At 34.4% G+C, this 13,387-nt stretch carries 10 protein-coding genes; all 10 read left to right on the top strand.

The window, feature by feature from the left end; all coding sequences use genetic code 11:
* Positions 1-168: 168 nt before the first annotated feature.
* The 10 genes from BW964_RS22880 to polA all read left to right on the top strand — a co-directional run bounded on the left by BW964_RS22880 (position 169) and on the right by polA (position 13,250).
* Complete coding sequence (locus BW964_RS22880) at positions 169-633, top strand: hypothetical protein (protein ID WP_317044335.1); 465 nt, start codon at positions 169-171, stop codon at positions 631-633.
* Positions 602-2,338, top strand: coding sequence for a type VI secretion system Vgr family protein (locus BW964_RS08770; RefSeq protein ID WP_317044334.1), 1,737 nt, complete (start codon positions 602-604; stop codon positions 2,336-2,338). Before BW964_RS22880 ends, BW964_RS08770 begins: the two co-directional genes overlap by 32 nt.
* Positions 2,338-3,339 carry a LysM peptidoglycan-binding domain-containing protein gene (locus BW964_RS08765; RefSeq protein WP_076506450.1) on the top strand — a complete coding sequence of 334 codons (1,002 nt, stop codon included), beginning with the start codon at positions 2,338-2,340 and terminating at the stop codon, positions 3,337-3,339. Before BW964_RS08770 ends, BW964_RS08765 begins: the two co-directional genes overlap by 1 nt.
* Entirely contained in the window at positions 3,332-4,597 is a 1,266-nt protein-coding gene (locus BW964_RS08760; protein ID WP_076506449.1) for a PAAR-like protein, read from the top strand. Before BW964_RS08765 ends, BW964_RS08760 begins: the two co-directional genes overlap by 8 nt.
* A gap of 510 nt (positions 4,598-5,107) precedes the next feature.
* A complete protein-coding gene (locus BW964_RS08750; RefSeq protein WP_076506445.1) occupies positions 5,108-5,536 on the top strand; it encodes a tetratricopeptide repeat protein in 429 nt (142 codons plus the stop codon).
* 110 nt (positions 5,537-5,646) lie between these two features.
* Positions 5,647-6,330 carry a hypothetical protein gene (locus tag BW964_RS08745; protein ID WP_076506443.1) on the top strand — a complete coding sequence of 228 codons (684 nt, stop codon included), beginning with the start codon at positions 5,647-5,649 and terminating at the stop codon, positions 6,328-6,330.
* 7 nt (positions 6,331-6,337) lie between these two features.
* Positions 6,338-7,675, top strand: coding sequence for a hypothetical protein (locus BW964_RS08740; RefSeq protein ID WP_076506441.1), 1,338 nt, complete (start codon positions 6,338-6,340; stop codon positions 7,673-7,675).
* 325 nt (positions 7,676-8,000) lie between these two features.
* Entirely contained in the window at positions 8,001-8,576 is a 576-nt protein-coding gene (locus BW964_RS08735) for a hypothetical protein (RefSeq protein ID WP_076506440.1), read from the top strand.
* 1,147 nt (positions 8,577-9,723) lie between these two features.
* Positions 9,724-10,131 (top strand): type VI secretion system tube protein TssD, encoded by a 408-nt coding sequence (gene tssD, locus BW964_RS08725; protein ID WP_175550373.1) that lies wholly within the window; start codon positions 9,724-9,726, stop codon positions 10,129-10,131.
* Positions 10,132-10,415: 284 nt separating this feature from the next.
* A complete protein-coding gene (gene polA, locus BW964_RS08720) occupies positions 10,416-13,250 on the top strand; it encodes a DNA polymerase I (protein ID WP_076506437.1) in 2,835 nt (944 codons plus the stop codon).
* Positions 13,251-13,387 lie beyond the last annotated feature (137 nt).

Raw genomic sequence — 13,387 nt, 5'->3', positions numbered from 1 at the left:
GGAATATACTATTCTGTTTTGTTATTTTCAGGCAATTGACCCCAAAACGGATCCTGTAGAAATTCTTATTTAACTTGTTTTTTAAGAATTGAACATGAATCTTCAACAATGTTTTAAGCATCTTGAAGTGGTTAAAAATGGATTCTTTAATTAAAAAAAACACATAGTATGTTCAAGGATGATCAATCGATAAAAGGACCAAGCTCCAAAGGCAGTGTCAAAAATATAATGGCATCACAACAGCTTAAAAGTGCTGCCGTACAAAAAATAGACGAAAAGCTTCAGAAAGCAGATGAAGCCGTTAAAAAGTCAGCAAAAAAAGCTCAGGAAGTCTATTCCGGTGCTACCCAGAACTCAAAAATGTTCATGAACCAAACGCTGGTTCCCAATAATCCATCCATTACTGAAACTAAGGTCTGGGCAAAACAACCCACCTCAAAAATACACAATGCCGCCGCCATTCCTGAAAGCTTAATTGCCGGGATCAACCGCGTTGTTATGCTTGATATTGTCATTGAAGGACAGATTATTAAGCATTTCAAGCATTTTAAACTGGCTCAGAGTGCCTCAAAGCATCATGAATTCAGTCTGACCCTTGCTCATGATACCTCTGGGAGGGCCGGAAAACCATAATTTACAGGAAGCACAGAATTTTTTAGGAAAGAGAATTACTGTAATATTTCAATATAAAGACATTGAAGAAGGACCCGAACGTAATTTTGTTGGGGTTATTACAGAAGTAGGTTTCAGCCAGGAAAAAGGTAACCTGGGAAATATTGTCCTTACCGGATTCAGTCCTACGGTTTTACTGGATGCGGCACCGCATATCCAGAGTTTCGGAGGAGGACAGGAAGTGAGCTTAAACAGCATTGCGCATCATGTCATAAGAGAAGGTCTCGGATCGGATAAATTTGATTTCAGGGTAGATGCCCAGCATGGAAATGTTCCCTACAGCTCTCAATACGAAGAAACGCATTATAATTATCTGGCAAGAATTGCCGAAGCATACGGAGAACAGTTTTATTATGATGGTGAAGTACTGCATTTCGGGAAGCTCCCGCCACAGGAAAAACCGGTGATGCTTACCTACGGCAGCAGCGTAAGTGATATTGGCATCAAAATGAAAGCCCAGCATGTAAATCCGAGTTTTTATGGCTACAACAGCAGTAAAAATGAAAAACTGACCACCGGAAGCTCAAAGATCAGCCATACTTCTGATATTGCCAAACGGGCTTATGAAATATCAGAGAGAACTTTTAAGACGCCATCATTAAGAGTAGCCCCTATTAAAGCGACTTCCTTTATGGATATTGATGCATCACAGAAAGGGACAGCAGGAAGTAAAGCCTCTGAGGTTTTCATTACTTCAGGAACGACCACGGTTCCGTTCTTATATCCGGGATGTACCGCAGACATTGAAATGCGTAAAGCAGATACCAATGATACGGCCTATTTTACAAAATTAATGATCATTGGAGTTACCCATGAAGTGGATGCCAGGGGTTATTATGACGGCACTTTCGAAGCTATTGCAGCAGACACAGGATTTATTCCCCGCCCGGAGTTTGAAATTCCAAAAGCAGAACCTCAGTTTGCCAAAGTAATATCCAACAGTGATCCTTCAGATCAGGGAAGAGTGAAAGTGCAGTTTGACTGGCAGGCAGGGCAGGATACCACCGAATTTATCCGCGTCATGTCTCCTGACGCCGGAAGCAGTGATAAAGTCAATAAAAACCGTGGTTTTATGTCTGTTCCCGAAGTAGGTGATCAGATCATCGTGAACTTTGTTCATCAGCATCCCGATCGTCCTTTTGTGATGGGAGGAATGTTTCATGGAGGCATTGGTGCTGGAGGTGGTGCCGGAAATAATGTGATGAGTTTAAGCAGTAAAAGTGGTAATATTATCCAATTTCATGATGGTTGTGGGATAGAAATTAAGGATCGGAACGGAAATCATGTCACCCTAAGTGGAACAGGAAATATCAATACATATGTAAGTAATGACAGCACGGAAGATATCGGGAATAACCATACGATCAATGTTGGGACAAACAATACTATTGATGTTGGAAAAGGAAAGTCTACAATAACAATGGATAACGCCGGGAAAATAAACATTAAAAGTGCTTCCGAAATAAAATTGGAAACAGGAAGCAGTTCTATTACAATGACTTCTGATGGGAAAATTGTTATCCAAGGAGATATCATTGCACTTGGAGCTAATGGAATAGGAATAGTTGGTCATAATGATGTAACAGTAACAGGAGGAACAACTGCATCAGCAGTGTTTAAAGGAAGTACGAAAATAACAGGTTCACCGCAAGTTGATATTAATTAATGATGGAGTTTATTAAATACGAAATACAAAGAGATGACACATTAGAATCTATTGCGGAAAAGTATGGGAGAACTGTAAACGAACTTTTGGATTTTCATAATAGTCAATCTTTATTAACACAACAAATACATAGTGCCTATATTCCGATGCATATTGATACGATTTTATTAAGTTCTGAATATAAAAAAAAGGATTCGTTGCGGGATATAAATGCATATAAAATAATTTCAAAAAATGAATATTTTAATTTTAAAAACCTAGTATATTCTACAAGGAATGAAATTGTCGTTGAGATTGAAAAATTAAATAATAATAAATACGCCATTAGTCAAAAATCAAAGACAATTGAATGCAGTTCGCCACATTACGATAATTATCTTGTACTAATGTCATTGCTTGATCGTCCTTTTGAATATGTGGTTTTGATAATTGATGATTTTGGACAAATTAAAAAGATTGGTAATCAAAATGAAATAGAAGAACAATGGAGTATTGTTCAAAAGGAATTGTCTGGAGTTACAGATGATAAAGAAATGCTGGATAAATTAATTAAAGATGGTGCTCCTGTGTATACAGATTCTTTATCTCATATTAAAGCTAATCTTCAGTATAATCTTCTGTACCCGGGAAAATTTGAAAATAACGGTGTTAATAAGATTAATGAAGGTCCTGTAGTTAAGCTTTATTCATCGTTGTTTTCTGGTTCAAAAATTCTGTTAAAGTTTAAAAATAGAATTATTGAACATAATAACGACATTCTCACCCTTGAAAATAAATCCTTTTTAGAAAAAAGTAATATAGAAACCCTCAGGGAACTTTATAATGTAAGTTTTAGAGAATTGCTAGGGAATGATTTTAATTATAATTTAAGTTTAATATCCAATTATTATATAAAAAATAACCTTATTGATAGTTGTATTGTCGATTTTATCGAAAATATTAATGATACTATTGTAGCGAAATCTAGCTACGAAATTAACAAAATCAAAGCTTATGGGTAATTTATATGTTCCTGATGGATCCTGGTTAGTATGTTCTTCAGGAATGAAGAAACAACAGATAAAGGTTTCAAGTCAAACAACGATAAAGACACAAAATAAGAATTTAGCAACAATTAATGATAGAACAGGTGGGAATTTTATTTGTTCAAAAATGGTAATTGCCGGAGCATTGATCGGTGCTGCAGTTGGGGCTGCTATATTTTTTACAGGAGGAGCTGCTGGTGTTGCTCTTGGTGCATTGATGGCTGCTGGAGCAGCAGGTGGAGCAGCAGCAGGACTTGCCTCTGCAATTACTTATCCAATATGTGCTATGACAACATTAATGTATGATTGGGCCCCTGTTCATCAAAATGTCCATTTTGAAGGTAAAAAAGCTCTGATCGGTAGCTCTACATTAGACTGCTTATTTGGAGGTAAGATATTTATAACTTTCTCTGCAGAATATGCTGATGCTATTGTAAATAAAAATAGAGTTGATACACTTAGAAATACAGTTGTCATTATTGGCCTTTCTTATTTCGGCGGAAATTTACTTCAAGGAATAGTACAAGGTGTACCGGCTTTATTTACCGCTATAAAAGCAAAAAATTGGATTGCATTAATTCAAGCAGGATCTGTTGTTACCTTAAACTATGGGACTGGAAAAACCTATGATTGGATAAAAGATGTAACTGGAATGGGAGGTGTTATTAATCCTGAAAACAAGTCATCTAATGCTACATCAAGTTATGATTATCTGAGTTCGCCTGAAGGGGGGCTCTGGGGAGGCGGATCAGAAATTGATAATGTAAATACTCAAATCAGTCAATCTTCAGTGACGCAGAATATTTCAATTTATCAGAACAGGACTACAATAATTACTCCTAATGGAGAAATTATCTTGCCTGGTACAACAGCCCAGCAGACTACTATAGGATCTCAAACTATTCATTCTTCTACAGGGAATACTGCAGGTCCCAGAACAACTCAGATTAATATTAATTCCTCAACATCTGTTACAACAGGTTATCACTCTCCATCTATTACAGAGGTTAATAATACAACGACTAATTCTAACCTGAATATTCAGACCAATGCCTTCAGCCAGATAAAATCAACCATTGGCAAAGGTCTCTTAGAAAATTTAGTTAAAGATGTTGGAGACTTTATTACATTAAATTTAATGTCAAAATATGGAGAGGACGAAATAATGCAAAGTCTAATGACCGACGAAGTAAAAGCAAGAGAAGGAATCAAAGTTAGAGAACATGAATTTTAATAAGAAAATGACTATAATTATAATAATCTCAATAATAGGAATTTTGTACATCCCTTTGAGATTAGTATCTCTAAAAAATAATCTTATCCCGATCCAGGGCTCATTAATTGATGTTACAAAATCATCTACAAGGATTCCCTTTTATAGATTTCGTCTTTCTGATTATCCTAATATTTTCTATAACTCTGGGACAGGGTTTTTATCAAATTTAAAAAGGGATAAAGAGATTTTATATAATAGTGTTAACAAAGAAATAACATTTTTTATCAACAGAAAAGATTTTTCCAAGCTTGGTAGAGGTGATGATATTAAATATGTAGGACTGCAAAAGAAGAATGTTTTTATTGATTTATTTTATTATGATTACTCTAGTTTCGGTAAAATGTTTTTTTCTATGTTTTGTATTCTCATGATGTGCTTAAATTTATACGGGAGATATGCGTTTAAAACCAAAATTTTTGAGATATTCATTCTCTTTTATTTATTTTATGTAATTTTAATTTTAATAGTATGAGAAAAATAATTGCTGTTTTAGGAGTCGTTTTATTGTTAGGCTTTCTATCATACAAATTTTTATTTAAAAAAGATAGTGAGCGGTATTTGGATCAAGGAATAGAGTATTTTAACGAAAATAGATACAAAGAAGCTTTAGTTCATTTTGAATTGGCTGAGAAATTTGGGAGTACTGATGCTCTGAAATATTCTGGAGTCATTTATTTAGAATCCGGTGATCCTCAAAAAGCAATCCCTAAACTTGAAAAATATCTTAAAACACTAGAACCCATGAGTGAGGATAGTAGTATTATATTAAATGATTTAGGTGTAGCTTATTTTAAGATTAATGATGTACCGAATGCAAAAAAATATTGGCAAAAGGCAGAAGAATTAGGAAATACGACAAGCTCAAATAACCTAAAAGAACTTGCAAAAACGAAATAATTTTTTGATTGATATAAAAGTATTCTTTAAAACCTATAAAAAACAGACCTGAAAAGGTCTTTTTGTATATATGTAATGAGACATTAAATCATCCGCAGAATATATCAGATATGAATAATAAAGAGTTTCGATTTCAGGGTCTTGATGCTAAAACAGAGCTTAAGTTAGCTTTAATGTTAATTTTTCCAAGTCTAATGATTATGCTTGGAATATTGTATGGCAGTCATCTTTTATTTCCTAAAATATCCTTTCTCCTACCGCTTCTTTTTGGAGTTACAACAGTGGTAGGAATAAGCATTATTATCTTAAAACAATTAACTAATCTGGTCAGAGAAAAAGAATGGATTATAAATATAGATGATAATTTCTTAAATCTGAAATTCAGAGGTATTAATCATCATATTCAATTATCTGATATTAAAATAATCAAAAACTTGGGAAATATTGGATTGCGTTATCTGACAATTAAGACGAAAAGTAATGTAATTAAAATAAGAGTTGGTAATACAGGCTTGGCACCATTCTCTAAGCAAAAGGATATAGATGAATTAGATGCATTTGTTCAATACTTGAAACCTTATATTGATAAGCATTTTAATGAAAAAGTGCTTAAAAATATTGTACAACCTAATATTATTCCAAATTTTGGAGTTTATGTAGCAAAAGGAGAAAAGGTGAAATACTCAATAATCAATAGAATGAAACCTTGGCAGGTGGTGGTATTTATTTTAGGAATATTAGTCTTAATAATGATAATTTTTGTGAATATTATGGAATATATTTTTTTTAAATAATATAAATATGGCAGTTTACTTACCTGAAAATGTATTTGCAGTTTGTACAAATCAATTAAATTCAGACTATAAACAATTTAATCTGAGTGATAACAGACAATTTAAATCTGTGAAATTAGGTACTCAAAATAGAGTTTTTCTTGTTAAAATAGATAAAAAGTTATCAGAGGATTTTGAGTGTAAAAGTGGATGGAGCTCTGGTTTAGGGACTGTAGCTTTTGGAGGAGGAGTTATAGGAGGAATGCTTTTAGTTGCAGCAACCGCAGCAACTGTTCCCGTGGCAGGCTGGATCGTTGGAGGGGCAATTGCAATTGCAGCCATTGGATATGGGCTTTGGCAAATGAGTCAACGACCGACATGTAGCGAAATGATTGGCTTTCAGGAAAGTCAGTGGAAAAATCACCATATGACAGTACATTTTGATAGTAATAAAGTTAAAAATAAAGATATGTATTTGGCATTGACAAAGAATTCAATGCTAGCATGTAAGGAAGGTGGGATTTTATTACCTTTTATAAGTCGTATTTCTGCAAGTAGCGCAGCAAATAGCATTTCTTTAAATAATAATACTGAAAAATGGGTTAATATAGGTTCTGGACTTATTGCTGGAGTTTTGTTTGGTTTTAGTATGGGTGCTAGTTTGCCTGTCGGAGGTTTCTTAGGAGGAGCAAGGTCTCTATATGTAGCAAAACAAACTGCAATTTTTTTAGGTTTCTTACCAATTGGGTATTTTTTAATAAATCCTTTGGCTTCATCCACTGCCACATCTATTAATGCGGGAATAGGTGATGGTAGCTATGAAAACATTAAGGGAGCAGGTGAAAGTACAACAAACCTAATTCAGCCAACCGATAGTTGGGATCCATATTCGGTAGCTATCGATGCTAAAGATATTCCGAATATTAGACAGCGAATGGTTGACAACAAAGCGACAAAAAGCGATATTGCAAAATTTGAAAGCGGAGTTGCTGAAGCACAGAGGCAAGGAACATATTCACTTAAAAATAATCCTGATCTTAAAGAAATAATAATAAAGATGAAAAATGGAGATTTTGGGATTGTTCTTAAAGACAAAATTACTAATAAAAGTGGTAATTTAAGGGGAATGATAAATGAGCGGAATGTTGGAAGTGCAGCCAATATTCATAATGAAAATGGTAGAGCTTCGATTAAAGCTAACACAATATTAAACATTGAAACTTCCGGAAAAGTAGCGGGAGGTATAATTACTCTAATAGCACCTTTTGTCAGCAGTTTTTTTGCAGAGAATGCCATAAGACTTGCTGCGGAAGATTTTTCAAATGATAATACAGATAGTATCGCGGTCAATGCAAATGATGCATAAATTTTAAGTAATTTCTATTGAGAAGTATCATCTATTTGTGAATTTCGAAAGCATAAGGATAAAAAGAATAGGCTATTCTTCATGAGCAATTTTTGTAGTTGTACTATCTTTTTTAGTAAGTGAATTTTTCATTACAAAATGCTATCAGCCAGAAAATCTGATAAAGTATTTGCAACCATTTCATAGAGCAATTATGTTTCATATGATATTTATCAACTGTTTAAAAAATGGGGATGTCTTCACCCTGATTCTAGTATACGGTACATTTTATATATTTTATTTATAGAAGTTATTTAAGAGAATATTTAATCCACAAGAATTTTTAATGAAAAAAGTTACTGTTAGAAAAGTTGATTGGAAAGTCTTTATTTTTAATATAGTAGCAGTTGCTATACCATTATATTTTATTGTTTTATTTGCCTACGAAATTAATGATACTACAATGCAGACTGTTTTCATTATATGTAGTCTTTCCTTATTAGGTTTTGTAAATTTTATAATAGTTAAAAAAGGAACAGAATTAGTTGAAGTAATACTGAAAGATGATGAAATGGAGATTGTTGACGGTAAGAAAACAATCTACAGTTCGAAATACTCCCAGATTTTAAATTATAACATTTATTATTTTATTAATAAACGAGGCGGATACATTTTAAGAATTAAGGATAAAACAAGAACATTTTGTTCTTTAATAACATGGATCAATCTTAGCAAGGCAGAAGATATTGATTATCAAAATAGGGAGGTTATTTTGGAGACTTTAAATAATCATCTTTTAGGTAAAAAGAAAATCACACGATGTGATTACTTTTTAAAAATCCTTTCTATATTTCCTTATATCATGTTAGTTTTTGCATTACTATTATTGTTAGGAATGTTTTTATATCTAATTTATTTATAGAATGATTACTATCGTTACAGGCGAATAGGTGAAAAAATATCACAAGTAGTTTGTATTAATTAAACCTGAACAGTCTGATTGCCCCCCGTGGATTAAAAAGTTTATTTTCTGATTAGATTATAAGAAGTTATTTACTTAATTGTCGATAAAAATCACAATGGTAAGTCAGCATTAATCGTAAGATGAATCAAGCTGAAGATTCTTTAGAAAATAAGTATTTAAAATAGTACAATCTTTCGGCAGATACTATGCTTGAATTAAATGATTTATAACTTTTAGATTCTCTATGAAAAAAAATAAAATCTTCACATTTAAAAATGTTTTGCCGTACCATAGCGTCTGGACGGCTTTTGTGATCATTCCATGTCTGTTTTTATATGCATCTTTGTATTATCTTTTATTCAAAGATGGTTTTAGGCTTTCTTTGGTGAGTATTTTTACGTTGCTTTATTTCGTGACCTGCTATTTGATTTTAAAAGCAATTTCTGTTCAGGTGAAAATTTGGTTTAATGATCAGTATCTTTTCATACAAAAAGGAAACAGGAAGCAGAAAAAATATCCTAAAACTGATATTAAAGGATTTTATTCATATGATTATGAAACAAAATCAACCATATTGCAAAGTTCAAAGGTCTATTTTAGATTTTGTTTGAAAAACAGTCATGATATTTTTATTAATGACGTTGAATACAGAAGTCTATATGAAGTAGAAAAAGGTGAGAATCTTAAAAGATTTCTAAAGGAAGCTCAAAAAGAATTAAATTTTGTAAGAATAAGGAGGAGAAATTTTCAAAGCACTTATTGGTATTCAAAGCAGGAGAATGATAGTTGATAAGCATTTCATTTATTCAGTAAAATTAGTCTTTGACTTTTCTAAACCTTCGCTTCTTATTTACAATACTATTTCCCTTAATAGTGTAAAACAATAGCTCTTACTGCTTTTCAAAACAACAGTAAATCTTTTGTGAATAAGCATTTAAAGCATTATGTTAAATCAAAAGTCGTAGAATTACTACATCAAATCGTAGAATTACTACAATATTTCAGATTTACATCTAAAAACTTTTTCTTTACCTATATCGGGTCTATCTTTGTTCTGTAATCAATCACTAATCACAATATTATATAACAATTAAATACACCAATCATGGCAGCAAATTCAAGAGGAATCTTAAAATTCAACAACGGAGGAGAGCAAAAATTATTAAAGCTTAATTATAGCGTATCAAGATCTACAGATGTTTCAGGACGTGTAGCATCAGATCCTTCAAACGCTTTGATCAAAGTGACAGTAGAAGCTACTGAAAAATCTGATATCTTAGAAAGTTTATTGAACGGAAAATATAAGCCTACAACAGGTGAAGTTACTTTCAATAAATCTCACGAAGAAGGTACATTAACGACTTTGAAGTGGGAAAACGGATATGTCATCCAACATGAAGTAGACTTCGATGCTATCGACAGCAACAGCATGTTGATCAGCTTTGTTATCAGCGCAGAGGTTATTACTTTAGGAAACTCTGAGTACCGCGGAATGTGGCCAGGAGGTCAATAATGAATAGACCCAAGTCTTAAAAAAAATAACAACAGAACAGAACAACAGAAATGTTGTTCTTTTTTTTTACTATTCCTACTGGTGGCTGAAGCATTCGAAACCCCAGGCAGCTGTCTTAATTATTTCCAACCAGCAATTTCCTTTCACATCCATATACTCTACAACCCTCAAAGTCGTCGACTCTCAAACCCGCACTACGAACCCCGAAACTCATCACTCATAATTTATAACTCATCACTCCTGAAAATATTCCTATTTTCTTATATTTGTTCATTATAGATATTATGGACGCAACACAAGATAAAAGACTCTTTCTTATTGATGCTTATGCAATGATTTTTAGAGGATATTACGCATTGATCAGGAATCCGAGACTTACCAGTACAGGACTGGATACTTCTGCTATTTTCGGTTTTACCAACTCTTTGATAGAATTGATCAGAAGAGAAAAGCCTTCTCATCTGGCGGTTGTTTTTGATGTAGGACAAGCCAGTGTAAGAACTGATGATTATTCAGATTACAAAGCCAACAGAAGCGAAACTCCTGAAGCGATCAAAATTGCTATTCCATACATACACAGAATTCTTCAGGCGATGCATATCCCGATTTTGGGGGTCGAAGGCTACGAAGCAGATGACGTCATAGGAACCATTGCCTGCAAAGCAGAAAAAGAAGGCTATACCACTTTTATGGTGACCCCGGATAAAGATTTTGCCCAGTTGGTAACCGATAAGATCAAGATTTATAAACCCGGTTTAAAAGGTGGAGATATTGAGATCCTGGGAGTAGAGGAAGTAAAAGCAAAATACGAGATTGAAGATCCTAAGCAGGTCATCGATTTCCTTGCAATGATGGGAGATGCTGTGGATAATATCCCCGGACTGGATGGAGTAGGAGAAAAAACGGCGATGAAATTCCTTAAAGAATTCGGTAATATTGAAACCCTTTTGCAGAATACGGATAAACTGAAAGGAAAACTGAAAGAAAAAGTAGAAGCCTCCGCTGAACGTGGAATTTTATCAAAAAAATTAGCCACCATTATCTGTGATGCCCCTGTAGAATTTCATCAGGAACAATATGATCTGGATACACCGGATTTCGAGAAAGTAAAAGAAGTTTTTGACGAAATTGAATTCAGAAGATTGTATGAAAACCTTTACAGAGCTTTTGCTTCTGCTCCTCTGGAAACCGCAGTTGTGAATGAAGCCGAGGTTAAACAGAAACCATCAGTTGCTGAAATAAAAGGACAGGTTATGCAACTTGACCTGTTTGCCAATTTTGAAGAACTGGATCAGGCTACCTCCACGAAATCTAGTATAGAACATAATGACCATCTGTATCAGTATGTGGACAATCCCAAAGCCCAGAAGGTATTGGTCAATAACCTACTAAAACAGAAAGCAGTCTGTTTTGATACCGAAACCACGTCTCTGAACGAACTGGAAGCGGAGCTTGTGGGAATGAGTTTTTCTTATAAAAAAGGACTCGCTTACTATATCCCTCTATCCGAGGACAAAGGTGAAGTCCTTCAGACTTTGGAAATCTTCAGACCGTTCTTTGAAAAAGAAGATCTGCTGAAAATTGCCCACAATTTAAAATTCGATTATAAAATATTAAAGCAGTACGATATTACGGTAAAAGGAGCCATGTTTGACACCATGATCGCTCATTATCTGCTGAATCCGGACGGAAGGCACGGGATGGATTATCTTTCAGAAGTTTATCTGAATTATAAACCCGTTTCCATTGAAACCATTATCGGAAAGAAAGGTAAAAATCAGGGGACTTTCAGAGATGCGGATCTGAGAACACAGACCGATTATGCAGCGGAAGATGCAGATATTACTTTCCAGTTGTATGAACTCTTCGCGCCACAACTTAAAAAAGAAAACCTGGAAGACCTATTTTTTAACATAGAAATGCCTCTGATGGAGGTACTCGCTAAAATGGAATTGTCCGGAATTTCATTGGATGAAAAATGGCTGGCACAGGAAAGCATCGACCTTGAAAACGATCTGAGACAATTAGAAGCTACTATTTTTGAGATTTCGGGAGAAGAATTCAATATGAATTCACCAAAACAGCTGGGAGAAATCCTGTTTGAAAAAATGCAGCTGGATCCTAAAGCCAAAAAAACAAAAACCGGACAATATGCTACTTCTGAAGACGTTCTTCAGAAACTTTCCTCGAAGCATGAGATCATCAAGCATATTCTGGAATACAGAACCTATCAGAAATTAAAGTCAACCTATGTGGATGCACTGCCTTCACAGATCGATAAACAGGACAGCAGAGTTCATACCAATTTCTCACAGACTACGGCTGCTACGGGTCGTCTGGCGAGTGTCAACCCAAATCTTCAGAATATCCCGATCAGAACCCTTCGTGGACAGCAGATCAGAGGTGCTTTTGTTTCAGGCGAAGGAAAAAAAATCATCTCTGCCGATTACTCGCAGATTGAACTTCGTTTGATCGCCGAGATTTCAGGAGAAGATAATATGATCAAAGCTTTTCAGAACGGAGAAGATATCCATGCTTCAACTGCAGCCAAACTATTCAAAATTCCTTTGGAAGAGGTTTCCAAAACCCAGAGAGGTCAGGCAAAGACAGTGAATTTCGGAATTATCTATGGTCAGGGAGCCTTTGCATTGGCAGAACAGACCGGAATGTCAAGGACAGAAGCTAAACAGATGATCGAGGCCTATTTTGAAACTTATCCGAAACTAAAGGAATATATGGCAGAGCAGGTGAGTAAAGCCCGTCAGATAGGCTATGTAGAAACTATTTTAGGACGAAAGCGCCATTTAAAAGATATCAATTCCAATAATTTTGTGGTAAGAGGTCATGCGGAAAGAAATGCTGTAAATGCACCGGTTCAGGGAAGTGCAGCAGATGTTGTAAAGCTTGCCATGATCAAAATCGATAAAGAACTGGAAGCCCAGCAGCTAAAAACCAAAATGCTTCTTCAGGTGCATGACGAATTGGTGTTTGAATCTCCGATAGACGAGATTGAAATCGCTTCAAAACTGATTAAAACTGAAATGGAACGTGCTTTAGAAACACAAGTACCATTATTGGTAGAAGTGGGAGTCGGAAATAACTGGCTGGAAGCGCATTAATAAAAAATTTATAGAGATAAAATAAGGTGAGTTTTTGAAAACTCACCTTATTTTTTTTCAATTTAGTAAAACAATATAAATAAAAAGAAGACTAAAAATTTAGCCTTCTCAACTCTTTGCACTTTGCATGAAGTTTT

The sequence above is a fragment of the Chryseobacterium shigense genome (genome assembly GCF_900156575.1).
Lineage (GTDB): Bacteria > Bacteroidota > Bacteroidia > Flavobacteriales > Weeksellaceae > Chryseobacterium > Chryseobacterium shigense.
This window is presented reverse-complemented; position numbering and strand designations above follow the sequence as displayed.

Bases quoted from the DNA above. Each gene is read 5' to 3' on its own strand.
- BW964_RS08740 (WP_076506441.1), top strand. From the start codon at position 6,338: ATGGCAGTTTACTTACCTGAAAATGTATTTGCAGTTTGTACAAATCAA.
- polA (WP_076506437.1), top strand. From the start codon at position 10,416: ATGGACGCAACACAAGATAAAAGACTCTTTCTTATTGATGCTTATGCA.
- BW964_RS08735 (WP_076506440.1), top strand. From the start codon at position 8,001: ATGAAAAAAGTTACTGTTAGAAAAGTTGATTGGAAAGTCTTTATTTTT.
- BW964_RS08770 (WP_317044334.1), top strand. From the start codon at position 602: ATGATACCTCTGGGAGGGCCGGAAAACCATAATTTACAGGAAGCACAG.
- tssD (WP_175550373.1), top strand. From the start codon at position 9,724: ATGGCAGCAAATTCAAGAGGAATCTTAAAATTCAACAACGGAGGAGAG.
- BW964_RS08750 (WP_076506445.1), top strand. From the start codon at position 5,108: ATGAGAAAAATAATTGCTGTTTTAGGAGTCGTTTTATTGTTAGGCTTT.
- BW964_RS08745 (WP_076506443.1), top strand. From the start codon at position 5,647: ATGAATAATAAAGAGTTTCGATTTCAGGGTCTTGATGCTAAAACAGAG.
- BW964_RS08760 (WP_076506449.1), top strand. From the start codon at position 3,332: ATGGGTAATTTATATGTTCCTGATGGATCCTGGTTAGTATGTTCTTCA.
- BW964_RS08765 (WP_076506450.1), top strand. From the start codon at position 2,338: ATGATGGAGTTTATTAAATACGAAATACAAAGAGATGACACATTAGAA.
- BW964_RS22880 (WP_317044335.1), top strand. From the start codon at position 169: ATGTTCAAGGATGATCAATCGATAAAAGGACCAAGCTCCAAAGGCAGT.